This is a genomic window from Paracoccus sp. MA (assembly GCF_020990385.1).
Lineage (GTDB): Bacteria > Pseudomonadota > Alphaproteobacteria > Rhodobacterales > Rhodobacteraceae > Paracoccus.
Window position 1 is genome coordinate 2,284,553 of record NZ_CP087598.1, and the last position, 25,760, is coordinate 2,310,312.

Here is a 25,760-nt window from a genome sequence, read left to right on the forward strand (position 1 = left end):
GGTCTGGTTGCGGTCTATATGCTTGCGGCAGTCCCGGATTGCAACGTCAGCCTTGCCACCGCGACAATGCATCCTCGTCCTCGGCGCGGGCCTCGACCCAGGCGCCGGGGCCGTCCGGACCGATCTCGCGCTTCCAGAACGGCGCGCGGGATTTCAGCCAGTCCATCAGGTATTCCGCCGCCTGGAAGGCCGCCTCGCGATGGCGGGCCGCAGTGGCGACCATCATGATCGGTTCGCCCGCCGCCAGCCGGCCGTGGCGATGCAGGATGCGCCAGTCGTCCAGCCCGAAGCGCCGCGCCGCCTGCTCGCCATAGGCGGCCAGCGCCTTTTCGGTCATGCCGGGGTAATGCTCGATCTCCAGCGCCTGCAGCCGGCCGCCTTCGTCGCGCACCAGGCCGGTGAAGGTGACGACCGCGCCGGAGCCCGCGCCGAAACCCGCCAGTTCGGCGCCAAGGTCGAAAGGCGCGCTCTGGACCCGGGCCGACATCTCAGCCCCCGGTCATCGGCGGAAAGAAGGCGACCTCGCGCGCGCCGGAAAGCGGCGCGTCCAGATCGGCCAGCTCCTGATCGACGGCGACGCGCACCGCAGACAGATCCGCCAGCGCCGCGGCGTGCCATTCGTCCATGGCGGCAAGCTGCGCGACCAGTTCGCGCACGGTCGCGGCCTCGGTCTCGATCCGCTCGCGCGGCTGGCCGATGCGCTCGCGCAGCCAGGCGAAGTAAAGCACGTCAAGCGCCATGGTCATCCCTCAGGAAGGGCCGGGCCTTGGCGAAATAGTCCCAGCCGGTGATCGCGGTCAGCACCGCGGCGATCCAGATCAGCGCCAGCCCGGCCTGCGTCGCCAGATCCGACCAGCTGTCGGACCAGGGCAGGCTGGTCTCGCCCACCAGGGGCGGGTGGCCGGTCTCATAATAGTTCAGGCCGGTGCCCAGGAAAAGCACGGCGATGGCCACCATCTGCGCCGTGGTCTTCCACTTGGCGAGCTTGGTGACCTTGAGCAGCCGGGCCTTGTCGCCCAGGAATTCGCGCAGGCCCGAGACGAAGACCTCGCGGAACAGGATCACCGTCGCAGGCAGGATCAGCCAGGGGTTCATGCCGGAATAGCCGGTGATGACCACCACGGCGATGATGACCATGGCCTTGTCGGCGATCGGGTCCATGGCGGCGCCGAAGCGGCTTTCCTGCCCCCAGGCCCGGGCCAGGTAGCCGTCGAACCAGTCGGTCACGGCGGCGATCAGGAACAGCGCCAGCGCCGCGAAATCGGCGAAGGGCCGGCTGAGGAAGAAAAACATCAGCGGCACCAGCGGCGCGGCCGCAAGTCGCAGAACGGTCAGGAGATTGGGCAAGGTCCAGCGCATGGCGGCAATCTAGGGCTTCGGCGCGACGGGGGGAAGAGGCGACCGGAGGCGGCGCCGCGCTCAATCCCCGGCCATGCCCTCTTCTTGCGGCATGTCGTGGTGGTGGGCGCAAAGCGCGTGGTCGCCCAGAACTTCGATCACCCGGCAATCGGCGATGGTATGGCTGGCGCAATGATCCAGCATGCGCCGCAACTCGTCGCGCAGCGCGGTCAGCCGGGCTCATCGCCCAAGGTCCGATTCGGGCGGCCTGCGCCGGCGACGCCGGTCGCTGCCTGCTTCAGGAAACCCCGGACGGCCCGCGCCGCAAAAATCCGCGACAGGGGCCTTGTCCGCCCGGTTCTCTCGGCCCGGAATGGGGGTGAGACGAAGCCCCGCCCCCTGTTCCCGGCAGGCCGGTCCTGCCGCGCGGCGGCCGGACCTGCCGGAAGGTCGGCGGAAATTTCATGCTGCGCAGCGGGGGTCTGCGAGCAATCGTTTCTCTTTTCCCGGCGAAGTTTGGAATCGGCGAAAGCCGCAAAGCAGCCTAAATATCTACCAACGCAGTCGTGATAAGGAGACGGACATGTCCATCCGAATGCCAGCCCCCGCCACGCGCCCCGCGATGCCGGCCATGCCCTGCATGCCGGCCGGCCCGCGCCGGTGTCGCATCCGCTGAGCCGCCACCTCCTCGCACTGACAGACACGAGCCCTGACAGGAAGGCCCGGCCGGACCGGGACCGGCCCCTGCATGGCTTTGGAAAGGATTTCCCATGACACGCCACGAGACCTTCAGCCTCGCCATCCCCGCCGAGCGGGTGCATCCCGTCACCCCGCGCATCGGCGCCGAGATCCGCGGCGTCGCCCTTGCCGGCGACCTGCTGGAAGAAACCGTCCTCGCCATCGAGGCCCTGCTTCTGCGCCACAAGGTGCTGTTCTTTCGCGGGCAGACCCATCTGGACAATGCGGCGCAGGAATCCTTTGCCCGGCGCCTGGGCGCGCTGGTCCCGCATCCGACCCAGGCGGCGGTGACCGGCACGGATTCGGTGCTGGAGCTGGATTCCCGGCGCGGCGGCGGGCGCGCGGACCGCTGGCATACCGACGTGACCTTCGTCGAGGCCTATCCCAAGGCATCGGTGCTGCGCGGGGTCGTCATCCCGCCGGTGGGCGGAGACACGATCTGGGCCAATACCGCCACCGCCTATTCCGACCTGCCCGAGCCGCTGCGCGTGCTGGCCGACGGGCTGCGCGCCGTGCATTCGAACGCCTATGACTATGCCGGGCAACGCCCCCGCGCCTCGGAAGCCGACAGGCGGCACCATGCCGAGGTCTTCGCCTCGGAGGTCTACGAGACCGAGCACCCCGTGGTCCGCATCCATCCCGAGACCGGAGAAAAGGTGCTGGTGCTGGGCAGCTTCGTGCAGCGCATCGCCGGGCTCTCGCGCGAGGAATCGCAGAAGATCCTGGAGATCCTGCAATCCTATGTCACCGCGCCGGAAAACACCGTGCGCTGGCGCTGGCAGGCCGGCGACGTGGTGATCTGGGACAACCGCGCCACCCAGCATGTCGCGGTGAACGACTACGGCGATGCGCCGCGCGTCGTGCGCCGGGTGACGATCCAGGGCGACATTCCGGTCGGACCGGACGGCCGGCCCAGCACCGCCCTGACCAAACCCCGCGCCCAAGGCCGCAGCAAGGAGTGATGACGAGATGACCCGCAAGATCCGCCTAGGCGCCTTTCTTCCCGGCGGCGGCCAGCACATCGCCGCCTGGCGCCACCCCGACCAGCCGGCCGAGGGCGCGACCAGCTTCGACTTCCATGTGAAGCTGGCGCAAGAGGCCGAGCGCGGCCTGTTCGACGCCTATTTCCTGGCCGACGGCCTGGCCATCGCCTTCGGCGGCGGCATCGAGGGCGGCAACGCCAAGGTCGCCGGGTTCGAGCCGGTGACGCTGTTCTCGGCGCTGGCGCCGCTGACCCGCAACCTGGGCTTCATCGCCACCGCCTCGACCACCTATGAGGAGCCCTACAACCTGGCCCGCAAGTTCGCCTCGCTCGACCTGATCTCGGGCGGGCGCGCCGGCTGGAACGTGGTGACCACCGCCACGGAAAGCGCGGCGCATAACTTCAACCTCGACCGGCAGCACCCCCATGCCTGGCGCTATCGCCGCGCGGCCGAGCATGTCGAGGTGGTCCGCAAGCTGTGGGACAGCTTCGAGGACGACGCCTTCATCCGCGACAAGGAAACCGGCGTGTTCTTCGACACCGGCAAGGTGCATTTCACCGATCACGAGGGCGAGCATTTCAAGATCAGGGGGCCGCTGAACGTCCCGCGCTCGCCGCAGGGCCATCCGGTCATCGTGCAGGCGGGCCAGTCCGAGGACGGGCGCGGCCTTGCCGCCGCCACCGCCGAGGTGATCTTCACCGCCCATCAGCGCCTTGACACCGCGCAGGAATTCTATCGCGACATCAAGGCCCGCGCCCGCGGGCAGGGCCGCAATCCCGGGCATGTGCTCATCATGCCCGGCGTCGCGCCCTTCGTCGGCCGGACCGAGGCCGAGGCGCGCGAGAAATACGAGCGTCTCACCAGCCTGATCCTGGAAGAGGACGGCACCGCGCTGATCAGGGGGCTGACCGGCGGCACGCTGGACCTGACCGGGGCGGATCTCGACGGCCCGCTGCCGCCGCTGGACCCGACCGAGGGCATGAAGTCGCGCCAGGCGCTGATCCGGCAGATCGCCGACGAGAACGGCTTCACCATCCGCCAGCTCTACCAATGGATCGCCTCGGCGCGCGGGCATTTCACCATCATCGGCAGCGCCGTGCAGATCGCCGACACGCTGCAGGAATGGTTCGAGAACGAGGGCGCGGACGGGTTCAACATCCTGCCGCCCTGGCTGCCCACCGGGCTGAGCGATTTCGTCGACCTGGTCATTCCCGAACTGCAGCGCCGCGGCCTGTTCCGCACCGAATACGAGGGCCGGACCCTGCGCGAGAACCTGGGCCTGCCCTTCCCCGTCAACCGGCACGCCGCCATCCGCGCGGCCGCCAATGCCGCGGAGTAGCACCATGAGCCTGGAAACCCTGGACCTGCCCCGCCGCCGCAGCGGCAGCCCGCGCCGCGGCCTGCCCATGCCGCCGGTGGCCGGCTTCCTGTCCCGCTATGGCCTCGTGCTGGTTTTCCTGGTGCTGTGGCAGCTCTCCAGCACCTTGGGCTGGATCAGCCCGGCGGTGTTTCCGCCGCTGGACCGGATCGCGGCCGCGCTTTGGCAGGGGCTGGCCAGCGGGGCGCTGGTCGACGACATCGCCATCAGCCTGCAGCGCGCCGGGCTGGCCTTTTTCGGCGCCGTGGGGCTGGGCATCCCGCTTGGCCTGCTGATGGGCCAGCTGCGCCCGGCCGAGCGCGCGCTGGACCCGATCCTGCAGCTGTTCCGCCAGACCTCGGCGCTGGCGCTTTATCCGGTCTTCATCCTGCTGCTGGGGCTGGGCGAGGCCTCGAAGGTCTTTGTCATCTTCTGGGCGACGCTGTTCCCGATCCTTCTGGCCACCATCGGCGGCGTGAAGGAGGTGGACCGCAAGCTGATCGAGATGGCGCGCAGCTACGGCGCCAGCCAGTTGCAGATCTTCCGCCGCGTCGTGCTGCCCGCCTCGGTGCCGGCGATCTTCGTCGGGCTGCGGCTGTCGGCCACCACCGCCCTGCTGCTGCTGATCGCGGCCGAGATGATCGGCGCGAACAAGGGCATCGGCTTTCAGGTAATGAATGCCCAGTACAATTTCCAGATTCCGCTGATGTTCGCGGCGATCTTCCTGATGGCCGGGCTGGGGCTGGCCGCCAATGCGGTGCTGATCTGGCTGCAGCGGCGGCTGTGCCGCTGGTCGCTGGACCAGGCCTGACCCCCCTCTCGCGACGCAATTCCAAGGAAACGAAACGATGACCCATCCCCTTACCCGCATCGCCCTGGGCTCTGCCCTTGCCGCGCTTCTGTCCACGGCCGCCCATGCCGAAGAGGTCACCATGCGCTTCATGGCCAGCCATGGCGGGCTGAACGCCCATGAGCTGGCCTGGGAGCTGGGCTATTTCGAGGGCACCGGCATCACGCTGGAAAACGTCGGCTATGCCTCGGGCGGCCCGGAATCGCTGATGGCACTGGCCGGCGGCTCGATCGAGATCGGCAGCGCGGCGACCGCGGCGGTGCTGAACTCGATCGCCGGCGGCAACGATTTCGTCGCCGCCTATCCGACGAACGGCATCAACGATCAGGTCCAGTCGATCTTCTACGTGCTCGAAGACAGCCCGATCCAAGGCATCGAGGACCTGCCCGGCAAGACCGTCGCCGTGAACACGCTGGGCGCGCATCTGGACTATACCGTGCGCGAGGCCCTGCATCAGAAGGGCCTGGCGCAGAACGCCGCCAATCTGGTGACGGTGCCGGGGCCGCAGCTGGAACAGGTGCTGCGCTCGGGGCAGGTCGACGTGGCCGCCTTCGGCTACTGGCAGACCACCTTCGAGGGCGTGGCGCGCGAGGCCGGCGGACTGCGGGCGATCTTCGACGACACCGACGTGCTGGGCGAGATCGCCGGCGGCTTCACCGTGCTGCGGCGCGACTGGGTCGAGGCCCATCCCGAGGCCGCCCGCACCTATGTCGAGCAATCCGCCCGGGCGCTGGACTATGCCCGCGAGCATCCCGAGGAAACCCGCGCCGCGATCGCCAGGGCGCTGGAGGAGCGCGGCGAGAATCCCGCCGTCGCCGCCTTCTTCGCCGGGTTCGGCGTGCGCGAGGGCGGCCGCGCCGTGCCGCGAGACGTCGAGTTCTGGATCGAGGTGCTGGAACGCGAGGGCAAGCTGCAACCCGGCCAGCTCTCGGCCGAAAAGGTGCTCTTCGCGCCGGGCAGCACGGTGGCGGCGAAATGACCCGGGCGGCCGAAAGCATCCGCGGCGAGGTTGCGGTGCGCAACCTGTCGAAATCCTTTCCGCTGCAGGGCGCGATGCGGCCGGTCCTGCGCGACCTCTCGCTGCATATCCGCAGCGGCGAGGCGCTGGCGATCGTCGGCCCCAGCGGCTGCGGCAAGACCACGCTGCTGCGGCTGCTGGCCGGGCTGGAGACCCCGGACCGGGGCGAGGTGCTGATCGACGGCCGCCCGGTCTCGGGCGTGGGCACCGAACGCGCCGTGATCTATCAGGAGCCGCGGCTGCTGCCTTGGCTGACGGTGCTGGACAACGTGGCTTTCGGCCTGGACGTTCGCGGCCTGCCCGCATCCCGGGCCCGCGAGCAGGCGCGGCATTACATCCATCTGGTCGGCCTGACCGATTTCCAGAACGCCTATCCGCGCCAGCTTTCCGGCGGCATGGCGCAGCGCGTGGGCATCGCCCGCGCCCTGACCATCCGCCCCGAGATCCTGCTGCTGGACGAGCCGCTGGGCGCGCTGGACGCGATGACCAAGCTGACCATGCAGGAAGAGCTGACCCGCATCTGGGCCGAGGAGAACGTCACCACGATCCTGGTCACCCACGATCTGGAAGAGGCGATCTTCCTGGCGGACCGGGTTCTGGTGCTGTCCACCGACGGCGCGGCCCCGACGACGATTCCGGTAGAGCTGCCCAGGCCGCGCGACCGCAACTCGGCCGAATTCGTGCAGCTGCGCAAGCGGCTGATGGGCAAGTTCGGCCTGCACTGAACGGCCCGGGGGACGCGCGGCGACAGGACCCGTCCTTGCAGGACCGGTCCTAGGCGGCGTCTTCTGGAAATCCGGGCAATCAGGCGTTGAAGAGGAAATGCAGGACGTCGCCGTCCTTGACCTCGTAGGACTTGCCCTCGACGCGGAACTTGCCGGCCTCGCGCGCGCCGGCCTCGCCCCTGTAGGTGACGTAGTCGTCATAGGCGATGGTTTCGGCGCGGATGAAGCCGCGCTCGAAATCGCCATGGATCACGCCCGCCGCCTGCGGGGCCAGCGTGCCCTTGTGGATGGTCCAGGCGCGCGCTTCCTTGGGCCCGACGGTGAAATAGGTCTCCAGGCCCAGAAGCTTGTAGCCCTCGCGGATCAGCCGGTCGAGGCCCGCCTCGTGCAGGCCCATTTCCTCAAGGAACATCGTCGCTTCCTCGGCGGGAAGCTGGCTGATCTCTTCCTCGATCCGGGCCGAGATCACCACATGGCCGGCGCCCTGCTCGGCCGCCATCTGCGCCACGCGCTCGGACTGGCTGTTGCCGGTGGCGGCCTTGTCTTCCTCGACATTGCAGACGAACAGAACCGGCTTGGCGGTCAGCAGCTGCAGCATGTCCCAGGCTTTCCGGTCCTCGTCCGCGACCTGCACGGTCCGGGCGGGCTCGCCGGATTCCAGCGCCGCCTGCGCGGCCCTGAGCAGCTTTTCCTGCGCCACGGCCTCCTTGTCGCCGCCCTTCAGCTTGCGCTGGATATTGGCCAGCCGCCGCTCGACGGATTCCAGGTCGGCGATCATCAGCTCGGTCTCGATGGTCTCGGCATCGGCGATGGGATCGACGCGGCCCTCGACATGGGTGACGTCGCCATCCTCGAAGCAGCGCAGGACATGGGCGATGGCATCGACCTCGCGGATATTGGCCAGGAACTGGTTGCCCAGGCCCTCGCCCTTGCTCGCGCCCTTCACCAGCCCGGCGATGTCGACGAAGGTGATGCGGGTCGGGATGATCTGCTTGCTGCCCGCGATCTCGGCCAGCTTGTCCAGCCGCGGATCGGGCACGGCGACCTCGCCCACGTTCGGCTCGATGGTGCAGAAGGGGAAGTTCGCGGCCTGCGCGGCGGCGGTTTTCGTCAGCGCGTTGAACAGCGTCGATTTGCCCACGTTCGGCAGGCCGACGATCCCCATGCGAAAGCCCATGATGCACCCCTTTTCCCGGATTTCCGCGCTTATTATGGGGCGGCGTCGCCCGAGTCCAGTGGCGGGCCGTTGATCTTGCCCCGGGCGCGGGCTAGGGCTTGGCGGAACAAGAGGGAACGGGGCGCATGAGCAGAATCGACGACACTTTCGCGCGGCTGGCCGAAACCGGCGGCAAGGCCTTCGTCGCCTACATGATGGGCTGCGACCCGGATTTCGACACCTCGCTGCAGATCATGCGCGGCCTGCCCGGCGCGGGCGTGGACGTCATCGAGCTGGGCATGCCCTTCACCGACCCGATGGCCGACGGCGCCACCATCCAGGCGGCGGGCCAGCGGGCGCTGGCGGCGGGCGGCAGCGTCAGCCGGGTGCTGGACATGGTGCGCGCCTTTCGCGAAACCGACAACGCCACGCCGATCGTTCTGATGGGCTATTACAACCCGATCTATGCCCGCGCGGGCGGTGTCGACCGCTTCCTGTCCGAGGCCGCCGCGGCCGGGGTGGACGGGCTGATCGTCGTCGACCTGCCGCCCGAGGAGGATGCCGAGCTGTGCCTGCCGGCGCGCGAGGCCGGGCTGAACTTCATCCGCCTGGCAACGCCGACCACCGACGACCGCCGCCTGCCGGCGGTGGTGAAGAACACTTCGGGCTTCGTCTATTACGTCTCGGTCACGGGCATCACCGGCGGTCCTGCGGCAAACGCAGCCGAGGTCGCGCCCGAGGTGGCCCGCATCCGCGCCAGCGCGAAACTGCCGGTCGTGGTAGGCTTCGGCATCTCGACCCCCGAGGCGGCGCAGGCGGTGGCGGGCGTGGCCGATGGCTGCGTCGTGGGTTCGGCCATCGTCAAGCTGATCGGCGAGGGCCGCCCGGTGCCCGAGATCCTGTCCTTCGTCGCCGATCTGGCGCGCGGCGCGCATAGCGCCTGAACCGATCCTCCGCCCGGCGCGTTCGACAGTGCAGAACGCCGCGTTCCCGGCTTTGCCGGTTGGGGAAACGCGGCGCGGCGCTATCTTGGACGCATCGCAAGACGGAGGATTTCATGCCCACCCTGTTCTACCATGCCGGGGCCTGCTCGCTCGCGCCCCATATCGTGCTGGAATGGACCGGCGCACCCTATGAGGCGGTGGCGGTCGAATTCGGCTCGGCCGAACTGCTGGCGGTGAACCCGGCCGGCGCCGTGCCGGTGCTGCGCGAGGATGACGGCTGGATCCTGACCCAGGCGGGCGCGATCCTGCACCACCTGGCGCGCAAGCATCCCGAGGCCGATCTGGCCGGCGGCGACGAGTTGCGGGCGCAGGCGGAACTCGACCGCTGGTCGAGCTTCTTCACCGGCGACCTGCATCCGGCCTTCTTTCCGCTGTTCACGCCGCAGCGCTATACCACCAGCCGCGAGCAGGCCGACCGCGAGGCGGTGCAGGAGGCCGCGCGCAAGCTGGTCCGCAAGCGGCTGGCGCTGCTGGACGCGCATCTGGAGGGGCGCGACTGGATCCTGGGCCGCCGCTCGGTGATCGACGCCTATGCCTTTCCGATGCTGCGTTGGGCGGCGAAGCTGCTGCCCGAGGGGACCGAAGGCTGGGCCAATGTGCAGGCCCTGCATGACCGCATCGCGGCCGATCCGGCCGTGCAGACCGTCCTTGCCCGCGAAGAGGGCGCATAAGGAGACAGACCCATGCCCACCGGCATCCATCACGTCACCGGCATCACCCGCCGGGTGCAGGCCAATGTCGATTTCTACGCCGGCTTCCTGGGCCTGCGGCTGGTCAAGCGCACCGGCGGCTTCGAGGATGCCGAGCAACTGCACCTGTTCTATGGCGACGCGCTCGGCTCGCCCGGCTCGCTCGTCACCTTCCTGGTGTGGGAGGATGGGGCGCCGGGCCGGGTCGGCCATGGCCAGGTTGCCGAGATCGCGCTGGCCGTGCCACCCGCCAGCATCGGCGACTGGCTGACCCGCGCCATGACCGCCCGCCTGCCGGTCGAGGGGCCGCTGCGCGAGCGGGGCGAGACGGTGCTGCGCCTCAAGGACCCCGACGGCGTGATCGTCAAGCTGGTGGGGGCGGATCTGCCGGCCGCGGCACCCCTGCCCGATCCCATCGCGCCGACGCGGCTGCGCGGCGTCACCATCCTGACCGAGCAGCCCGCGGCGACGCGCGATTTCCTGACCCGCTTCGGCTATCGCCCCGGCGCGGCCGAGGGCGCGGTGCAGCGCATGGAATCCGACACGGATGTCGTCGCCATCCGCGACGCCACCGGCTTCTTTCCGGGCATTCCCGGCACCGGCATCCTGGATCACGTCGCCTTCCGGGCGCCGGACGCCGATGCCGTGCGCCGGATGCGGCTGGCGCTGAAGGATACCGACGCAACCAGCGTGCATGACCGGAAATATTTCCTGTCGCTCTATGTGCGCGAGCCGGCGGGAACGCTGCTGGAATATGCCACCGACGCCCCCGGCTTCACCGTGGACGAGGCGGCCGAGCACCTGGGCGAAACGCTGTTCGTCCCGCCCCATGACGCGGCCCGCGCCGAGGACCTGCGCGTGATCCTGCCGCAATTCGCCCTGCCGGGCGAGGAAAGGAGCCCGATGCGCGAGTTGCATTTCATCCACCGCTTCCACCGGCCGGAAAACCCGGACGGCAGCACCATCGTCCTGCTGCACGGCACCGGCGGCAACGAATCCGACCTGATGCCGCTGGCGCATCGGATCGCGCCCCGCGCCACGCTGCTGGGCGTCCGCGGCCGCTCGACCGAGGAAGGCATCAACCGCTGGTTCCGCCGCTATGACGCGGTGACCTATGACCAGGCCGACATCCGCGCCGAGGCCGAGGCCTTTGCCGGCTTCATCGACGAGGCGGCGCGGGCCTACGGGCTGGACCCCGCGGCGCTGACCTATCTGGGCTATTCCAACGGCGCGAACCTGCTGGGCGCGGTCATGCAGCTGCATCCCGGCCTGATCGGCCGCGCGGTTCTGCTGCGCGCCGTGCAGGTGCTGGAGGAGCCGCCGGCGCTGGAGCCGCAGGCCCTGGCCGGCAGCCGGGTGCTGATGCTGACCGGCGCCCGCGATCCCTTCGCCCGCATGGCCCCGGCGCTGGAGCGCGCCTTGCAGGACGGCGGCGCGGCGCTGGAGGCGAGGGCCGTCGAGGCGGGGCATGAGCTTCAGCCCGAGGACCTGACGCTGGCCGCCGACTGGCTGGGCCGCGGTTGAGGGCCGGACCGGCAGCGCGGCGACCCTCGGCGCTGCCGCATGGGTATTTGTGAAACAGAGAAGGCGGACAGGCGGGTCGCGAGGCCCGCCTGTTCCTTTCCGAGGACTTGTTTCCGATTTTCGAACGCCGCTTCCGATTCCGGTTGGCTTGCCCGAAAGCCCCGCGAGGGCCAGTTTGAGGGCACGACGTCCGATCCCGAGGCCGCGACGGCCTGCAAGACCATCACGAAGGACCTGACCCCATGAGCAAGAAACCGCATATCGCCATCATCATCGGCTCGACCCGCGCCGCGCGCTTTGCCGACAAGCCCGCCGCCTGGCTGCTGGAAAACGCGCAAAAGCGCGAGGACATGAGCTTCGAGCTGGTGGACCTGCGCGATTACGACCTGCCGCTGTTCGACGAGGTCGCCTCGAACCTCTGGGTGCCGTCGCAGGACCCGCGGGCGGTGAAATGGCAGCAGAAGCTGGCCGGGTTCGACGGCTATGTCTTCCTGACCTCGGAATACAACCATTCGGTCAGCGGTTCGCTGAAGAACGCGCTGGACCAGGCCTACAAGGAGTGGAACCACAAGCCGGCGGCGGCCATGGGCTATGGCGGCGTCGGCGCCGCCCGCGCCATCGAGCACCTGCGCGGCATCGCCGTCGAATTGCAGATGGTGCCGCTGCGCAATGCCGTGCATCTGGGCGGCGGCGATTTCTTCAAGGTCTCGCCGCTGGGCGCCAATGGCGAGATGGCCGAGGTCGAGGCGAACCTGCTGCCGGCGCTGAACGCCATGCTGGACGAATTGCGCTGGTGGGCCGAGGCGACCATGGCGCAGCGCGCCAGGACCGCCTGAAGCAAGCAGCTCAGCCGGCAGGACGGGGCGGTCATTTCGACCGCCCCTTTTTCTTGCTGGCCGTGTTCAGCGCCACGGCGGCGCGGATCAGCGCCTTCAGCGCCCCGGCGTCGATCCGGTCGCCCTCGTGCAGGTCGATGGCGCGGCGGGTATTGCCCTCCAGGCTGGCGTTGAACAGGCCCGCGGGATCTTCCAGCGCCGCGCCCTTGGCGAAGGTCATCTTGACCACTTGCTTGTAGGTCTCGCCGGTGCAGAGGATGCCGTCATGCGACCAGACCGGCACGCCGCGCCATTTCCATTCCTCGACCACCTCGGGATCGGCCTCGTGGATCAGGGCGCGCAGCCGCGCCAGGGTCTCGCCGCGCCAATCGCCCAGTTCCTTGATCCGCGCATCGATCAGCTGCGAGGCGGGCTGTTCCGTTTCCGGCTGGCTCATGCCGTGTCGCTCCCTTCCGTCCTGCCGCGGTCGGGAGCATGGGGCGAAATCGCCGATGCGGCAACAGGCCCGCCGGCTGCGGGCGGATTCCCGCGCGCAGGGAAAAGGCCGCCGGATCGCTCCGGCGGCCTTTCCTTCGGTTCGGCAGGGCTCAGTCCAGCGGCTTCAGCCGCGCCTCGATCTGCGCGCGCTGCCCTTCCAGGAAGGGCGGCAGGGACAGCGTCTCGCCCAGGCTCTCCAGCGGCTCGTCCACGGCGAAGCCGGGCTCGTCGCTGGCGATCTCGAACAGGTTGCCGCCCGGCTCGCGGAAATAGAGCGAGCGGAAATAGTAACGCTCGACCTCGCCCGAATTGGGCACCCGCATCCCGGTCAGCCGCTTGGCCCATTCGTGAATGGCCGGCTTGTCGGGCACGCGAAAGGCGACGTGATGCACCCCGCCCGCGCCTTGCCGCGCCGTGGGCAGGTCGGGCTGGACCGCGACATGCAGCTCGGCCGCGGGGCCGCCGCGGCCCATCTCGTAGACATGGACGGTGCCATGCCCGTCGGGGCTGGCATAGTCGCGGACCTTGCGCATGCCCATGACCTGGGTCAGCACCGACTCGGTCGGGGCCAGGTCCGGCACCGAGATGGTGATCGGCCCCAGCCCGTGGATCTGGTGCTGCGCCGGCACCGGGCTTTTCGCCCAGGGCGCGGGCTCGGCGTCGGGCGCATCCGCGGTCAGGCGGAAACGCTGGCCCTCGGGGTCCTCGAAATCGAGACTGGCGCGGGTGTCAATCTCGGCGATCCGCCCCAGGGTCAGGCCGCGATCCGCAAGCCGCCCGGCCCAGTAGTCGAGGCTGTCGCCGGCGACCCGCAGCCCGGTGCGGCTGATCGAATGGGTGCCGCGCCGCTCGGGCGCCGCCGGCCAGTCGAAGAAGGTCAGGTCGGTCCCGGGCCGGGCCAGCCCGTCGGCATAGAACAGGTGATAGGCGCTGGTGTCGTCCTGGTTGACGGTCTTCTTGACCAGCCGCAGCCCCAGCGTGTCGGTATAGAACCGCTTGTTGCCGGGCGCATCGGCGGTGATCGCCGTCAGGTGATGAATTCCGGTCAGCTCCATGATGGGCCTCCTTTCTCTTGGCATCAATATCGGGCATCGCGGCCGTTTCCGCCACCGGAGCGGCCGCGAACCTTGCGTTCGCCGATTGCGAACGGCGCGGGACCGGGTAAGCTTGGGCCATGCGTTACGACCTGAACGATCTGGAAACCTTCCTGACGGTGATGGAGCTGGGCACCGTCACCGCCGCGGCCGCGCGGCTGAACCTGTCGAAATCCGTGGTCAGCAAGCGCATCACCGACCTGGAGGCGACGCTGGGCGCGGCGCTGTTTCGCCGCAATGCCGGCCGCATCACCCCCACCGAGGCGGCGCTGCGCCTGGCCGAGCGGCTGCGCCCGGCGCTGGCCGAGCTGATCGCGGCCGCCGAAAGCACCGCCTGGGACATGGACGGGCTGGCGCCGCTGCGCGGCAGCCTGTCCATCGCCGCGCCGATGAGCTTCGGCGTGCTGCATCTGGGGCCGATCATCGCACGCTTCGCCGCCCAGAACCCCGAGCTGGAGATCAGCGTCGATTACGACGACCGCAGCCGCGACCTGGCGCGCGAGGGCTTCGACATCGGCATCCGCATCGGCAAGATGCGCGACAAGGCACTGATGCAGCGCAAGCTGTGCGAGGATGAAAGCGTCGCCTGCGCCAGCCCCGCCTATCTGGACCGCAGGGGCCGCCCGCAGACCCTGGCCGACCTGCGCGAGCATGAGGTGATCGGCTACAGCCACCTGCCGAACAGCCAGCTCTGGCAGTTCCAGGACCGCGACCACTTCGTTTCGCCCCTGGTGCAGGGGCGGCTGTCGATGAACAACGGCGAGGCGATCCGCGACATGGCCATCGAGGGGCTGGGGCTGGCCATCCTGCCCGGCTTCATCGTCGCGCCCGCGCTGGCCGACGGGCGGCTGGAACGGGTGCTGACCGGCTTCGGCACCAGGCCGCTGCCCATCGTCGCGGTCTGGCCGCCGGTCCAGCCCATGCCGGCCAAGCTGCGCCGCTTCATCGACCATCTGGCCGCGGAACTGCACAGCCCGGCCTGGCAGGCGGGCTGGGGAACGGGCCGCCGCGACCCCATATCCCGGGAACCCACAACCCCAAAGGTCGCCCCCTGATGAAACCTGGCGTGAAGAAGATCGGTTTCCTGTCCTTCGGCCATTGGTCGGACGAGCCCGCCTCGCAGGCCCGCAGCGCCCAGGACGTGCTGCTGCAATCCATCGAGCTGGCCGTCGCCGCCGAGGAACTGGGCGCGGACGGCGCCTATTTTCGCGTCCATCACTATGCCCGCCAGCTCGCCTCGCCCTTCCCGCTGCTGGCGGCGGTGGGCGCGCGCACCAGCCGCATCGAGATCGGCACGGCGGTCATCGACATGCGCTATGAAAACCCGCTGTATATGGCCGAGGATGCCGGGGCGGCCGACCTGATCGCGCAGGGCCGGCTGCAGCTTGGCATCTCGCGCGGCTCGCCCGAGCAGGTGATCGAGGGCTGGCGCTATTTCGGCTATTCCCCGGCCGAGGGGGAAAGCGACGCCGACATGGCCCGGCGCCATGCCGAGGTGTTCCTGAACGTGATCGAGGGGCACGGCTTCGCCCGGCCGAACCCGCGGCCGATGTTCCCGAACCCGCCCGGCCTGCTGCGGATCGAGCCGCATTCGCCGGGCCTGCGCGACCGCATCTGGTGGGGCGCGGCCTCGAACGCCACCGCCCGCTGGGCGGCGCAGCTGGGCATGCATCTGCAAAGCTCGACCCTCAAGACGGACGAGAACGGCAGGCCCTTCCACATCCAGCAGGCCGAGCAGATCCGCGCCTATCGCGAGGCCTGGGCGGCGGCGGGGCACGAGCGCGCGCCGCGGGTTTCGGTCAGCCGCTCGATCTTTCCGCTGATGGACGACCGCGACCGGATGTATTTCGGCCGCGGCGGCAAGGAAGGCGACCAGATCGGCTTCATCGAGGAGACCCGCTCGATCTTCGGCCGCGGCTATACCGGCGAGCCGGACCGGCTGGTCGAGGAGCTGCGCGAGGACGAGGCCGTCGCCGAGGCCGACACGCTGCTCTTGACCGTGCCGAACCAGCTGGGCGTCGATTACAACGCCCATGTGATCGAGGCGATGCTGAAACACGTCGCGCCCGCGCTCGGCTGGCGCTGAGCGGGGGGCTTTGTGATCGCGGGGACGGGGTATAGGCTTTGCCCCGGAAACCAGCGCGAACGGGGGACGGATGGCGACAGAGGTGACGGCCGCCGCCGGGGCGGCGGCACATGGCGGCGGGGTGCCGCTGCTGAGCGTGGTCGTGCTGCTGGCGGCGGCGGTTCTGGCGGTGCCGCTGTTTCGCCGGCTGGGGCTGGGCTCGGTGCTGGGCTATCTGGCGGCGGGACTGGCGATCGGGCCCTTCGGGCTGGGCTTTTTCCACGACCCGCAGGCGATCATTCATGTGGCCGAACTGGGCGTGGTGCTGTTCCTGTTCGTGATCGGGCTGGAGATGCAGCCCTCGCGGCTTTGGGCCATGCGGGGCGAGATCTTCGTGCTGGGCCTTGCCCAGGTGCTGCTGGCCATCGCGGCGCTGACCTGCGTCGGGCTGGCGCTCGGCTTTCCGGTCGCCGCCAGCTTCGTCTCGGGGACCGGCTTCGTGCTGACCTCGACCGCCATCGTCATGCAGATGCTGGCCGAGCGGGGCGAGATGGCGCTGCCCAAGGGCCGCCGCATCATCGCCATCCTGCTGTTCGAGGACCTGGCCATCGTGCCGCTGCTGGCGCTGGTCGCCTTTCTCGCGCCGGGGGGAGAGGAGGTCACCCTGCCCCAGCGCCTTCTAGGCATCGCCGTCGGGCTGGGCTGCATCGCCGTGCTGGTGGCGGCCGGGCGCTATCTGCTGAACCCGCTGTTCGGCCTGCTTGCCCGGTTCGGCGGGCGCGAGGTGATGGCCGCCGCCGCGCTTCTGGTGGTGCTGGGCGCGGCGCTGCTGATGCAATGGGGCGGGCTGTCCATGGCGATGGGCGCCTTCCTGGCCGGGGTGCTGCTGTCGGAATCCAGCTTCCGCCACCAGCTCGAGGCGGATGTCGAACCCTTTCGCGGCCTGCTGCTGGGCCTGTTCTTCCTGGGCGTCGGCATGGCGCTGGACCTGCGGATCATCGCCGCCAACTGGGCGCTGATCGCGATCTGCGTGCCGGCCTATATGCTGCTGAAGATGCTGGTGATCTATACCGTCGGCCGGGTGCTGCGCGCCAGCCGCGCCGAGGCGCTGGAGCGCGCGGTGCTGATGGCGCAGGGCGGCGAATTCGCCTTCGTGCTGTATTCCAGCGCCATGCAGTTCGGCATCATCAGCGGCCAGGACAATGCCGTGCTGACCGCCATCGTCATCGTCTCGATGGTGCTGACGCCGCTGATGATCATCCTCCACGACCGGCTGGCGCCGAAACCCGCCCCCTCGCTCGACGGGGTCGAGGCGGCCGAGGGGCTGGAGGCGCGGGTGCTGATGATCGGCTTCGGCCGCATGGGCCAGATCGTCAGCCAGCCGCTGATCGCGCGCGGGCATTCCATCTCGATCATCGAAAGCGATCCGCAGACCATCCGCGATGCCGACGAATTCGGCTTCAAGGTCTGGTATGGCGACGGCGCGCGGCTCGACATCCTGCATGCCGCCGGGGCCGGCAATGCCAGCCTGATCGTCGCCGTGCCCGGCGACCGGCAGGCCACCACCCGCATCGTCCAGCTGATCAAGCATGAATTCCCGCTGGTTCCGGTCATCGCCCGCGCCTTCGATCGCGAGCACGCGGTGGAACTGATCGAGGCCGGCGCCGACTACCAGCTGCGCGAGACGCTGGAAAGCGCCTTTGCCATGGGCCGCGAGGCGCTGCTGCAGCTTGGCGACGACCCCGACGAGGTCGAGGAGGTCATGGCCGAGATCCGCGGCCGCGACATGGAGCGGTTTCAGATGGAATGCGTCGGCGGCCTGTTCGCCGGCCGCGACCTGCTGCTCGGCAACCGCCGGGACTAGGCGCGGTCGATCTCGATCAGCCAGGCATCCGGGACCGGGCCAAGGGGCAGCGCCGCCTCGGGGCCTTCGCAGAACAGCGCGTCCAGCGGCTCCAGCACCACGGTTTCGCCTGCGAAATCCAGCACCACCGGCGCGGTCGCCAGCAACAGCCGCCATTCCGCCGCGCCCCCGTCCGCCTCGGTCGACCGCACCAGCCGATGCGTGAAGGCGCCGCGCCGGGTCATCACGTTCAGGTCGGTGATCGGCCCCGCCAGCAGCCGCGCCGAGCTCGGCATATCCGCCGGAAAGGCCAGCGGCTCGGCTTCCGGGGTCAGCCGCTGCGTGGGCTGCCCCTGCACCTGCAGCTCGATCCCCTCGCCGGTCAGCACCGCCAGCGTGCGGTCGATCTGCGGGAAGAGCGAGAAATCGCCGTCCTCGGTCACGCCCGCCATGCTGACACGCCAGCCGAAATCGGCCAGACCCGCGCCTTCAGGGTAAACCGCGATCTCGACCGTCTCGCCGCGGCCGTTCTTCCACGGCATGCGGCGATGGTCGGCGGCTTTCAGGATGCGATGGCTCATGCGTCTCCTCCTCTGGTTGCGGCACGGGGCCTAGATGCGCCGGCCCAGGACCTTGCCCACCACCGGCCCCAGCACGATGACGATGACCATGCGCAGCAGGTGATGGCTGACCACATAGGCCAGGTCCGCCCCGGCGATCAGCGCGATCACCACCATCTCGGCCTGCCCGCCCGGCAGGAAGGCCAGAAAGGCGTCGAGCCCCGGCGCCAGCCGCAGATGCACGATCACCTCGATGAAGACCAGGCTGATCGCGGCCAGCAGCAGCGCATAGACCAGCCCCGCCGTGACATGCAGCCGCAGCTCGCGCAGGGTGATGCCGGCATATTTCACCCCGACGGCGATGCCGATGAAGAATTGCGCGGCCTGGATCATCTCGGCCGGCGGGCGATGGGTGATCAGGCCCGACAGCGACAGCGCCGCCGTCAGCACCATCGGCCCCAGGATCGAGGCGCCGAAGACGCCCAGCCGCTCGGCCCCCTTCCAGCCCACCAGCCCGGCGGCGAGCATCAGCGCGATCTCGGCCGCGCCGGTGGCGCGCATCGGCGCGCCGGGCGGCTGCGACAGGTCCACGCCCCACCAGCCGGTCATGATCAGCGGCGCGACGGTGACGATCACCAGCACCCGCGTCGCATGGATCAGCGACAGCGCGCGGATGTCGCCCCCGGCCTCTTCGCCAAAGACCAGCATGTCCTGCAAGCCGCCGGGCATGGCGCCATACCAGGCCGTCGCATGGTCGAAGCCGAAGGCGCGGCGGAACAGCGGATAGCCGACCAGCGCGATCACGCCGATGAAGCCCGGCACGAACAGCAGCGATGCCGCCACATCCGGCAGCTCCGCCAGCACGCCGGGCGTGATCGAGGCACCGACCGCCACCCCCAGGATGGTGCGCATGAAGATGCCGAACTGGCCGGCCCCGGCCAGGGGCGCGCCGGCCAGCGCCGCGATCAGGCAGGCCAGCATCGGCCCCAGCAGCATGGGCAGCGGCAGATGCAGCAGCAGGAAGGCCGCGCCGCCCAAGGCGGCCAGAACGAAGGTCAGGATACGGCGTCTCGGTAGGGTCATCGTCATTCCCGGCGGGCATCCGGCGCCCGCGCGCCGGCAGGCCGAATTGGCACGGCCCGCCGGGGAATGTCAAAGCGGCTCAGCCGATCCGCGCCAGGGCCGCGCCGAATCCCAGCACCTCGCCCGGCGCGGCGATCCGGGTCAGCTTGCCCGCGCGATGCGCCTCGATGCGGGTCTCCATCTTCATCGCCTCGATGACGGCGACGACCTGGCCCTGTTCGACCTCTGTCCCGTCCTCGGCCTGCCACAGCGTCAGCGTGCCGGGGACCGGGGCGGTCAGCAGCGCCTCATCCGCCTCGGACGCGGGTTGCGGGACGGGTCCGCCGCCGGCGGGCAAGGCCGAAAGCAGGTTCGCGGGCAGGCCCAGCACGTGCCGCTTGCCGTCGATCTCGACGGCAAGGCGCAGCAGCGGCACCTGCGCGGCCGGCGCGACGCGGGCATGGGGGGCGACCGCCTCGGCCAGCGCCTCGGCGAAATCGGTCTCGATCCAGCGGGTATGGACGCGGAAATCCCCGTCCTCGGCGCGGAAATCCGGCTGGGCCAGCAAGGCGCGGGCAAAGGGCAGCACCGAGGCCACGCCCTCGATGCGGAACTCGCGCAGCGCCCGTTCGGCGCGCTGCAGGGCCTCCTGCCGGGTCGCGCCGGTGACGATCAGCTTGGCCATCAGCGAATCGAAGCTGCCCGGCACCACCGAGCCCTGCGCCACGCCGCTATCCATGCGGATGCCCGGCCCCGAGGGCGCATCGAAGACCTCGACCGGCCCGGGAGTGGGGAGGAACCCCCGGGCCGGGTCTTCCGCATTGATGCGGAACTCGATGGCATGGCCGCGCGGTTCGGGCACCGTCTCTTCGGCCAGCCTTGCGCCTTGCGCCACGCGGATCATGCCGCGCACCAGGTCGATGCCGGTGGTTTCCTCGGTCACCGGATGCTCGACCTGCAGCCGGGTGTTCACCTCCAGAAACGAGATCGTGCCATTGGCGGACAGCAGGTATTCCACCGTCCCCGCCCCCGAATAGCCGGCATGGGCGCAGATGGCGCGGGCCGAGTCGTGGATGCGGGCGCGCTGCTCGTCGGTGAGGCAAGGCGCCGGCGCCTCCTCGACCAGCTTCTGGTTGCGGCGCTGCAGGGAACAGTCGCGGGTGCCGATCACCTTGACGGTGCCGTGCTTGTCGGCCAGCACCTGCGCCTCGACATGGCGCGGACGGTCGAGGAACTGCTCGATGAAGCATTCGCCGCGGCCGAAGGCGGTCAGCGCCTCGCGGGTGGCGGATTCGAACAGCTCCTCGACCTCCTCCAGCCGCCAGGCGACCTTCATGCCGCGCCCGCCGCCGCCGAAAGCGGCCTTGATGGCGATGGGCAGGCCGTGCTGCTTGGCGAAAGCCAGCGCCTCGGCGGCGCTTTCGACCGGGCCGGGGGTGCCGGCGACCAGCGGCGCACCCACCGCCTCGGCGATGCGGCGGGCCTCGATCTTGTCGCCCAAAGCCTCGATCACCTTGGGATCGGGGCCGATCCAGATCAGCCCGGCATCCTGCACCGCCTGCGCGAATTCGGCACGCTCGGACAGGAAGCCATAGCCCGGATGAATGGCGTCGGCCCCCGCCGCCTGGGCGATGGCGATGATCTTGCCAGCATCCAGATAGGTCTCGGCGGGCTTGTCGCCCCCCAGAGCCTGCGCCTGGTCGGCCATGCGCACGAAGATCGCGTCGCGGTCGGCATCGGCATAGACGGCGACGCTTTCGATGCCCTCGTCGCGGCAGGCGCGGATCACGCGGACGGCGATCTCGCCCCGGTTGGCGATCAGCAGGCGGCGGATGGGGCGGGTGGGGCCGGTGGCAAAGATGGTCATGCGGGCCTCTCTGGCGTGATGGGGGCGAAATCGGCGCTGGCGGTAAAGCGGATGCGGGCGCCGGGCGGGATCTGCCCGGCCAGGTCCAGCGCCTCGGGGCGCAGGGTGGCGATGACCGGATAGCCGCCGGTCAGCGGATGGTCGGCCAGGAACAGCACCGGCTGGCCGGAATGCGGGATCTGGATGGCGCCGGTCTCGGTCCCTTCCGAGGGCAATTCGCGCGCGTCCTCGCGCGTCACCGCATCGCCCTGCAGGCGGATGCCGACGCGCGAGCTTTGCGGCGTCACCAGCCATTCCTGTGTCAGGAAATGTTGGACCATCTCGGGCGTGAACCAGTCGGTGCGGGGGCCGAGCGTCACCGGCAGCTCGACCAGATCGCCGGGTTTCGGCAAGGCGGGTTCGGCTTCCGCGGCGGCTGCAGCGACGGCGGGACGGTTCGCGGGGGCAAGCACCGCGCCCGCCGTGATCGGCCCCGGCCCGACATGGGCCAGCGTATCGGTGGCGGCCGAGCCCAGGACCGGCGCGACCCGGAACCCGCCGCGCAGGGCGAGATAGCTGCGCATGCCCGCGCCGGGCGGGTCGATGGCGATCTCGTCGCCCGCATCCACGGCGAATGCCGCGCCGCGTGGCACGGCATGGCCGGCGATGCTGGCCTGCGCCGCACCGGTCAGGGCCAGAGTCATCGGCTGGTCGGCTTGCAGGCGGACGGGGCCCAGCGTGATCTCCAGCACCGGCGCGTCCGAAGGGTTGCCGACGGCGCGATTGGCCCGGCGCGCCGCGCCCATGTCCAGCGCGCCCGAGGCCGAGACACCCTGCCCGCCCTGCCCCGGCCGCCCCTCGTCCTCAAAGACGATGGGAAAGGCGGTGGACAGCACGCGCAGGCCCCGCTGGGGCTGCGATTGCGGGACGGCGGCCGAGGCGTGGACCTCGGCCCTGCGCGCGACAAAGCGGCAGCGCACGCCGGGGCGCAGCAGCGCCGGCGGGTCGCGGGACAGGTCCCACATCGGCACCTCGGTGCGGCCGATCAGCTGCCAGCCACCCGGGGTTTCCTGCGGATAGACGCCACAGAAGCGCCCGGCCAGCGCCACCGAACCCGCCGGGATGCGGGTGCGCGGCGCCGGTCGGCGCGGCAGGTCGAAGCGGGCATCGTCGCAGGTCATATAGGCGAAACCGGGCGCGAAGCCGCAGAAGGCCACCTGCCAGGTGGTTTCCTGATGGGCGGCGATCACCTCGGCCGCGGTCACGCCCATATGGGCGGCGACATCGGCCAGATCCTCGCCGTCATAGGTCACGGGCAGTTCGACCGTCTCGCTGGCGCGCGCATTGGGCGGCGTGCCGGGGGCGGGCTGGCGGGCGAGGACCGCGCCGGCCAACCGCGCGTCGGCGGCGGTGCCCGGCGCGGTGCGGATCATCAGCGTGCGGGCGGCCGGGACGATCTCGGCCACGCCGGGCACCGGATCGGCCAAGAGCGCGTCGAACAGCGCCAGCGTCTGGTCTAGGTCGTCCAGTTCCGCCAGCAGGGTCCGGGGTCCGATGGGCAGGAAGCGCATGGTCACACCTGCCAATGCGTGTCGGGCACGTCGGTGATGAACATGTAGCCCGGCGCATGGGTGATGGCGAAGGGCGGTTTCGACGCCATCAGCGCCGCCTGCGGGGTCACGCCGCAGGCCCAGAACACCGGCACCTCGCCCGGCCGGATCGGCACCGGGTCGCCGAAATCGGGACGCGACAGGTCGGCAATGCCCAGGGCCTCGGGCGCGCCGATATGCACCGGGGCGCCGTGAACCGCCGGCGTGCGGCCCGAGATCATCGCCGCCTCGGCCACCCGTCCCGCCGGGATCGGCCGCATGGAGACGACCATCTTGCCATGCAGCCGCCCCGCCGGCCGGCAGTCGCGGTCGGTCAGGAACATCGGCACGTTGCAGCCTTGCGCGATATGGCGCACCTCGATCCCGGCCTGCTGCAGGGGCGTCTCGAAGGTAAACGAGCAGCCGATCAGGAAGGTCACCAGATCGGGATGCTCGGCCCAAGCCGCGCTGGCGTCGGGGGTCTCCTCGGCCAGCACGCCGTCGCGCCAGATGCGATAAAGCGGGATGTCGGTGCGCAGGTCAGCATCGGGCGCAAGCGCGGTGCGGGGACTGCCGGGATCGGTCACGTCCAGCACCGGGCAGGGCTTGGGGTTGCGCTGCGCGTAAAGCAGGAAATCCCAGGCCCAGTCCTTGGGCAGCGAGATCATGTTGCACTGGGTGAACCCCGGCGCCATGCCCGCCGTGGGACGGGGCGCGCCTTCGCGGCAGGCCAGCCGGGCGGCGCGGGCGGAGGCGGGATCGGGCAGCAGGGTCATGCCGCGCCCCCCGCAGCCGGGGCGATGGAGACGCCGCCCGCCAGCAGCACCTCGCGGATGCGGGCGGCCATGGCGACGGCACCGGGGCTGTCGCCATGCACGCAGATGCTGTCGGCCTGCAGGCGCAGGGTCGAGCCGTCCGCCGCCTCGATCTCGCCCTCGGTCGCCAGCCGCAGCATGCGGGCGGCGACGGCCTCGGGGTCGTGCAGCACCGCCCCGGCCTCGCGGCGCGAGACCAGCTGGCCGTCGGGACGATAGGCGCGGTCGGCGAAGGCCTCGGCAATGGTGGGCAAGCCGGCCTCGGCCGCTTGCCGCAGGATCTGCGTCCCGGCCAGGCCCATCATGGCCAACCCCGGATCGACGGCGCGGATGCCCTCGATCACCGCCGCGCCCTGTTTCGGGTCCACGGCGATGGTGTTGTAAAGCGCGCCATGCGGCTTGACATAGCTGACGCGGGTGCCGGCGCTGGCGCAGATGCCTTGCAGCGCCCCGATCTGATAGATCACATCCGCGACCAGTTCGGCATGGGTCACGTCCATCGGCCGGCGGCCGAAGCCCACCCGGTCGGGATAGGAGACATGCGCACCCACCGCCACGCCCCGCGCCGCCGCCTCGCGCACGGTGGCCAGGATGGTCAGCGGGTCGCCGGCATGGAAGCCGCAGGCGACATTGGCCGAGCTGACGATGCCCAGCATGGTGGCGTCGTCGCCCATCTTCCAGGCGCCATAGCCCTCGCCCAGGTCGCTGTTCAGGTCGATGTTGCGGGTCATGTGTTCCTCCGGGACGTTGGGGCGGCGGGCCCGCGAGGGCCTGCCGCGATCATGGCTCAGGCGGCCAGGAAGGCAAAGATCGGGCCGATGGAGTTGAAGCCCATATACCAGGTCAGCGCACAGACCACGGCGCTGGCGATCAGCAGCGGCCGGTTATAGACATGCCCGCCCATCAGGTCGGCCCGCGCGAAGCCGACATAGGTAAAGATGGTCAGGCCGATGGGCAGGATCAGCCCGTTGAAGCCGCCGACGAAGACCAGGATGGCGGCCGGCGCGGTGCCCAGCGACAGATAGACCGCCAGCGAGATGGCGATGAAGATCACCGTGGCGATGTTGCGGTCGCGGTCGCCCATGGTGCGGAAAGCGACAAGGAAGCTGACCGAGGTATAGGCCGCGCCGATGACCGAGGTGATGGCGGCGGCCCAGAAGATCAGGCCAAAGATGCGCATGCCCCATTCGCCCAGCACCACAGCGAAGGCCTGCGCGGCGGGGTTCGCGGCCTGCCCGGACAGGTCCAGCGTCACGCCCGAGGCGACGACGCCCAGGATGGCCAGGAACAGGATGAAGCGCATGACGCCCGTAACCGCGATCCCGGTCAGCGAGGCGCGAGTGACGGCGGCGAGGTTCTGCTCACCCACCAGCCCCTTGTCGAGCAGCCGGTGCGCGCCGGAATAGGTGATGTAGCCGCCGACCGTGCCGCCGACGATGGTGGTGATGGTGGCGAAATCGACGATCTCGGGCAGCACCATCTGCCGCATCGCATCGCCGACCGGCGGGTTCGAGACCAGGGCGACGACCAGCGTCATGCCGATCATCAGCAGGCCCAGCCCGATCAGCGAGCGGTCGAGCAGCAGCCCGGCCCGGCGCGACAGGAAGATGCCGATGGCCAGCGCCGCCGACAGCGCGCCGCCGATCTTGGGGTCCAGCCCGAACATGGCATTGAGGCCCAGCCCCGCCCCGGCGATGTTGCCGATGTTGAAGGCCAGCCCGCCGACCAGCACCAGCACCGCCAGCAGATAGCCCGCGCCGGGAATCGCCGCGTTCGCGGTGTCCGAGGCGTTGCGCCGGGTCAGCGCGGTGATGCGCCAGATATTCAGCTGCACCACGAAGTCGATCACGATCGAGGCGAGGATGGCAAAGGCGAAGGCGGCGCCCAGCTTTGCCGTGAAGGTCGCGGTCTGGGTGATGAAGCCCGGCCCGATGGCCGAAGTCGCCATCAGGAAGATCGCCGCCATGAAACCGCCGCGCGCGGCAGCCGAGGCGGCAGAGGGGGAGGTGACGGATTCGGCCATCGGTCTGCTCCTGCTGCAAGGGTGGAGTGCGTCTTGGGAATAGCTCGACTGTGAATTCAACAAGACAATCCGTCAACGATAATTTGACATGTATGATTAAATTGTTGAACAACATGCCTGCAAAGCAGGGATAATCTGCCCAGATCATCGGCAGTTCCGGCCCGTCCT

25 protein-coding genes and 1 pseudogene are annotated in these 25,760 nt (G+C 69.9%); 12 read left to right on the plus strand and 14 right to left on the minus strand.

What is annotated here, in order from left to right; genetic code table 11:
• Positions 1-46: 46 nt before the first annotated feature.
• The 4 genes and pseudogenes from LOS78_RS18475 to LOS78_RS18490 form a co-directional block, all read right to left on the minus strand.
• Entirely contained in the window at positions 47-487 is a 441-nt protein-coding gene (locus LOS78_RS18475) for a molybdenum cofactor biosynthesis protein MoaE (RefSeq protein ID WP_028711513.1), read from the minus strand.
• A gap of 1 nt (position 488) precedes the next feature.
• Positions 489-740, minus strand: coding sequence for a molybdopterin converting factor subunit 1 (moaD, locus tag LOS78_RS18480; protein ID WP_028711514.1), 252 nt, complete (start codon positions 738-740; stop codon positions 489-491).
• Entirely contained in the window at positions 730-1,359 is a 630-nt protein-coding gene (pgsA, locus tag LOS78_RS18485; RefSeq protein ID WP_028716170.1) for a CDP-diacylglycerol--glycerol-3-phosphate 3-phosphatidyltransferase, read from the minus strand. The genes moaD and pgsA overlap by 11 nt, the downstream gene beginning before the upstream one ends.
• 60 nt (positions 1,360-1,419) lie before the next feature.
• Positions 1,420-1,575 (minus strand): annotated as a pseudogene (locus tag LOS78_RS18490) (MerR family transcriptional regulator); the annotation flags it as partial.
• A 533-nt stretch (positions 1,576-2,108) separates the two neighbouring features.
• Between LOS78_RS18490 and LOS78_RS18495 the strand changes: the two are divergent.
• The 5 genes from LOS78_RS18495 to LOS78_RS18515 are packed head-to-tail and all read left to right on the plus strand — an operon-like array spanning position 2,109 to position 7,009.
• Positions 2,109-3,038, plus strand: coding sequence for a TauD/TfdA family dioxygenase (locus LOS78_RS18495; RefSeq protein ID WP_230377730.1), 930 nt, complete (start codon positions 2,109-2,111; stop codon positions 3,036-3,038).
• 7 nt (positions 3,039-3,045) lie between these two features.
• Positions 3,046-4,398: an LLM class flavin-dependent oxidoreductase gene (locus LOS78_RS18500; protein ID WP_028711517.1), complete on the plus strand. Its 1,353-nt coding sequence runs from the start codon at positions 3,046-3,048 to the stop codon at positions 4,396-4,398.
• A gap of 4 nt (positions 4,399-4,402) precedes the next feature.
• Positions 4,403-5,227: an ABC transporter permease gene (locus LOS78_RS18505; protein ID WP_028711518.1), complete on the plus strand. Its 825-nt coding sequence runs from the start codon at positions 4,403-4,405 to the stop codon at positions 5,225-5,227.
• Positions 5,228-5,264: 37 nt separating this feature from the next.
• The gene (locus LOS78_RS18510; protein WP_028711519.1) at positions 5,265-6,245 is read left to right on the plus strand and encodes an ABC transporter substrate-binding protein; all 981 of its coding nucleotides are present in this window, start codon (positions 5,265-5,267) and stop codon (positions 6,243-6,245) included.
• Positions 6,242-7,009, plus strand: a complete 768-nt coding sequence (locus LOS78_RS18515) for an ABC transporter ATP-binding protein (RefSeq protein WP_230377731.1) — start codon at positions 6,242-6,244, stop codon at positions 7,007-7,009. The genes LOS78_RS18510 and LOS78_RS18515 overlap by 4 nt, the downstream gene beginning before the upstream one ends.
• A 79-nt stretch (positions 7,010-7,088) precedes the next feature.
• On the opposite strand, the gene ychF is transcribed toward LOS78_RS18515, so the two are convergent.
• Positions 7,089-8,186: a redox-regulated ATPase YchF gene (ychF, locus tag LOS78_RS18520; RefSeq protein WP_230377732.1), complete on the minus strand. Its 1,098-nt coding sequence runs from the start codon at positions 8,184-8,186 to the stop codon at positions 7,089-7,091.
• A 125-nt stretch (positions 8,187-8,311) separates the two neighbouring features.
• Here ychF and trpA point away from each other — a divergent pair, with 125 nt between their 5' ends.
• The 4 genes from trpA to LOS78_RS18540 all read left to right on the plus strand — a co-directional run bounded on the left by trpA (position 8,312) and on the right by LOS78_RS18540 (position 12,218).
• Positions 8,312-9,109 (plus strand): tryptophan synthase subunit alpha, encoded by a 798-nt coding sequence (gene trpA / locus LOS78_RS18525; RefSeq protein WP_028711522.1) that lies wholly within the window; start codon positions 8,312-8,314, stop codon positions 9,107-9,109.
• A gap of 113 nt (positions 9,110-9,222) precedes the next feature.
• Positions 9,223-9,840 carry a glutathione S-transferase family protein gene (locus LOS78_RS18530; RefSeq protein WP_230377733.1) on the plus strand — a complete coding sequence of 206 codons (618 nt, stop codon included), beginning with the start codon at positions 9,223-9,225 and terminating at the stop codon, positions 9,838-9,840.
• Between the two features lie 12 nt (positions 9,841-9,852).
• Entirely contained in the window at positions 9,853-11,382 is a 1,530-nt protein-coding gene (locus LOS78_RS18535; protein WP_230377734.1) for a VOC family protein, read from the plus strand.
• Positions 11,383-11,624: 242 nt separating this feature from the next.
• Positions 11,625-12,218 (plus strand): NADPH-dependent FMN reductase, encoded by a 594-nt coding sequence (locus LOS78_RS18540; protein ID WP_028711525.1) that lies wholly within the window; start codon positions 11,625-11,627, stop codon positions 12,216-12,218.
• Positions 12,219-12,249: 31 nt separating this feature from the next.
• Here the strand turns inward: LOS78_RS18540 and LOS78_RS18545 are convergent, their stop codons facing one another.
• Both LOS78_RS18545 and LOS78_RS18550 read right to left on the minus strand, forming a co-directional pair.
• Complete coding sequence (locus LOS78_RS18545; RefSeq protein WP_230377735.1) at positions 12,250-12,654, minus strand: DUF1801 domain-containing protein; 405 nt, start codon at positions 12,652-12,654, stop codon at positions 12,250-12,252.
• 151 nt (positions 12,655-12,805) lie between these two features.
• On the minus strand, positions 12,806-13,750 hold the full coding sequence (locus tag LOS78_RS18550) for a ring-cleaving dioxygenase (protein ID WP_230377736.1): 945 nt from the start codon (positions 13,748-13,750) through the stop codon (positions 12,806-12,808).
• A 119-nt stretch (positions 13,751-13,869) separates the two neighbouring features.
• Here LOS78_RS18550 and LOS78_RS18555 point away from each other — a divergent pair, with 119 nt between their 5' ends.
• From LOS78_RS18555 to LOS78_RS18565, 3 genes are all read left to right on the plus strand, one after another.
• Positions 13,870-14,844: a LysR family transcriptional regulator gene (locus LOS78_RS18555; RefSeq protein WP_230377737.1), complete on the plus strand. Its 975-nt coding sequence runs from the start codon at positions 13,870-13,872 to the stop codon at positions 14,842-14,844.
• 11 nt (positions 14,845-14,855) lie between these two features.
• Positions 14,856-15,875, plus strand: coding sequence for an LLM class flavin-dependent oxidoreductase (locus LOS78_RS18560; protein WP_230378541.1), 1,020 nt, complete (start codon positions 14,856-14,858; stop codon positions 15,873-15,875).
• Positions 15,876-15,945: 70 nt separating this feature from the next.
• Positions 15,946-17,718: a monovalent cation:proton antiporter-2 (CPA2) family protein gene (locus LOS78_RS18565; protein ID WP_230377738.1), complete on the plus strand. Its 1,773-nt coding sequence runs from the start codon at positions 15,946-15,948 to the stop codon at positions 17,716-17,718.
• Here the strand turns inward: LOS78_RS18565 and LOS78_RS18570 are convergent.
• The 7 genes from LOS78_RS18570 to LOS78_RS18600 form a co-directional block, all read right to left on the minus strand.
• Positions 17,715-18,278 carry a HutD family protein gene (locus tag LOS78_RS18570; RefSeq protein ID WP_230377739.1) on the minus strand — a complete coding sequence of 188 codons (564 nt, stop codon included), beginning with the start codon at positions 18,276-18,278 and terminating at the stop codon, positions 17,715-17,717. The two genes, LOS78_RS18565 and LOS78_RS18570, sit on opposite strands and share 4 nt — an antisense overlap.
• Positions 18,279-18,308: 30 nt before the next feature.
• Positions 18,309-19,340 carry an AbrB family transcriptional regulator gene (locus tag LOS78_RS18575; protein WP_230377740.1) on the minus strand — a complete coding sequence of 344 codons (1,032 nt, stop codon included), beginning with the start codon at positions 19,338-19,340 and terminating at the stop codon, positions 18,309-18,311.
• A gap of 79 nt (positions 19,341-19,419) precedes the next feature.
• Positions 19,420-21,186, minus strand: a complete 1,767-nt coding sequence (locus LOS78_RS18580; protein WP_230377741.1) for a biotin carboxylase N-terminal domain-containing protein — start codon at positions 21,184-21,186, stop codon at positions 19,420-19,422.
• Positions 21,183-22,736, minus strand: coding sequence for an urea amidolyase family protein (locus tag LOS78_RS18585; RefSeq protein ID WP_230377742.1), 1,554 nt, complete (start codon positions 22,734-22,736; stop codon positions 21,183-21,185). Before LOS78_RS18585 ends, LOS78_RS18580 begins: the two co-directional genes overlap by 4 nt.
• 2 nt (positions 22,737-22,738) lie before the next feature.
• The gene (locus LOS78_RS18590; protein WP_230377743.1) at positions 22,739-23,530 is read right to left on the minus strand and encodes a putative hydro-lyase; all 792 of its coding nucleotides are present in this window, start codon (positions 23,528-23,530) and stop codon (positions 22,739-22,741) included.
• A complete protein-coding gene (locus LOS78_RS18595) occupies positions 23,527-24,300 on the minus strand; it encodes a LamB/YcsF family protein (RefSeq protein WP_230377744.1) in 774 nt (257 codons plus the stop codon). The genes LOS78_RS18590 and LOS78_RS18595 overlap by 4 nt, the downstream gene beginning before the upstream one ends.
• 56 nt (positions 24,301-24,356) lie before the next feature.
• Entirely contained in the window at positions 24,357-25,592 is a 1,236-nt protein-coding gene (locus LOS78_RS18600; RefSeq protein WP_028711536.1) for an NRAMP family divalent metal transporter, read from the minus strand.
• Positions 25,593-25,760 lie beyond the last annotated feature (168 nt).

What these genes read in the sequence shown, in the direction of transcription:
- LOS78_RS18475 (WP_028711513.1), bottom strand. Translation starts at nt 487, where the DNA reads ATGTCGGCCCGGGTCCAGAGCGCGCCTTTCGACCTTGGCGCCGAACTG.
- moaD (WP_028711514.1), bottom strand. Translation starts at nt 740, where the DNA reads ATGGCGCTTGACGTGCTTTACTTCGCCTGGCTGCGCGAGCGCATCGGC.
- pgsA (WP_028716170.1), bottom strand. Translation starts at nt 1,359, where the DNA reads ATGCGCTGGACCTTGCCCAATCTCCTGACCGTTCTGCGACTTGCGGCC.
- LOS78_RS18495 (WP_230377730.1), top strand. Translation starts at nt 2,109, where the DNA reads ATGACACGCCACGAGACCTTCAGCCTCGCCATCCCCGCCGAGCGGGTG.
- LOS78_RS18500 (WP_028711517.1), top strand. Translation starts at nt 3,046, where the DNA reads ATGACCCGCAAGATCCGCCTAGGCGCCTTTCTTCCCGGCGGCGGCCAG.
- LOS78_RS18505 (WP_028711518.1), top strand. Translation starts at nt 4,403, where the DNA reads ATGAGCCTGGAAACCCTGGACCTGCCCCGCCGCCGCAGCGGCAGCCCG.
- LOS78_RS18510 (WP_028711519.1), top strand. Translation starts at nt 5,265, where the DNA reads ATGACCCATCCCCTTACCCGCATCGCCCTGGGCTCTGCCCTTGCCGCG.
- LOS78_RS18515 (WP_230377731.1), top strand. Translation starts at nt 6,242, where the DNA reads ATGACCCGGGCGGCCGAAAGCATCCGCGGCGAGGTTGCGGTGCGCAAC.
- ychF (WP_230377732.1), bottom strand. Translation starts at nt 8,186, where the DNA reads ATGGGCTTTCGCATGGGGATCGTCGGCCTGCCGAACGTGGGCAAATCG.
- trpA (WP_028711522.1), top strand. Translation starts at nt 8,312, where the DNA reads ATGAGCAGAATCGACGACACTTTCGCGCGGCTGGCCGAAACCGGCGGC.
- LOS78_RS18530 (WP_230377733.1), top strand. Translation starts at nt 9,223, where the DNA reads ATGCCCACCCTGTTCTACCATGCCGGGGCCTGCTCGCTCGCGCCCCAT.
- LOS78_RS18535 (WP_230377734.1), top strand. Translation starts at nt 9,853, where the DNA reads ATGCCCACCGGCATCCATCACGTCACCGGCATCACCCGCCGGGTGCAG.
- LOS78_RS18540 (WP_028711525.1), top strand. Translation starts at nt 11,625, where the DNA reads ATGAGCAAGAAACCGCATATCGCCATCATCATCGGCTCGACCCGCGCC.
- LOS78_RS18545 (WP_230377735.1), bottom strand. Translation starts at nt 12,654, where the DNA reads ATGAGCCAGCCGGAAACGGAACAGCCCGCCTCGCAGCTGATCGATGCG.
- LOS78_RS18550 (WP_230377736.1), bottom strand. Translation starts at nt 13,750, where the DNA reads ATGGAGCTGACCGGAATTCATCACCTGACGGCGATCACCGCCGATGCG.
- LOS78_RS18555 (WP_230377737.1), top strand. Translation starts at nt 13,870, where the DNA reads ATGCGTTACGACCTGAACGATCTGGAAACCTTCCTGACGGTGATGGAG.
- LOS78_RS18565 (WP_230377738.1), top strand. Translation starts at nt 15,946, where the DNA reads ATGGCGACAGAGGTGACGGCCGCCGCCGGGGCGGCGGCACATGGCGGC.
- LOS78_RS18570 (WP_230377739.1), bottom strand. Translation starts at nt 18,278, where the DNA reads ATGAGCCATCGCATCCTGAAAGCCGCCGACCATCGCCGCATGCCGTGG.
- LOS78_RS18575 (WP_230377740.1), bottom strand. Translation starts at nt 19,340, where the DNA reads ATGACCCTACCGAGACGCCGTATCCTGACCTTCGTTCTGGCCGCCTTG.
- LOS78_RS18580 (WP_230377741.1), bottom strand. Translation starts at nt 21,186, where the DNA reads ATGACCATCTTTGCCACCGGCCCCACCCGCCCCATCCGCCGCCTGCTG.
- LOS78_RS18585 (WP_230377742.1), bottom strand. Translation starts at nt 22,736, where the DNA reads ATGCGCTTCCTGCCCATCGGACCCCGGACCCTGCTGGCGGAACTGGAC.
- LOS78_RS18590 (WP_230377743.1), bottom strand. Translation starts at nt 23,530, where the DNA reads ATGACCCTGCTGCCCGATCCCGCCTCCGCCCGCGCCGCCCGGCTGGCC.
- LOS78_RS18595 (WP_230377744.1), bottom strand. Translation starts at nt 24,300, where the DNA reads ATGACCCGCAACATCGACCTGAACAGCGACCTGGGCGAGGGCTATGGC.
- LOS78_RS18600 (WP_028711536.1), bottom strand. Translation starts at nt 25,592, where the DNA reads ATGGCCGAATCCGTCACCTCCCCCTCTGCCGCCTCGGCTGCCGCGCGC.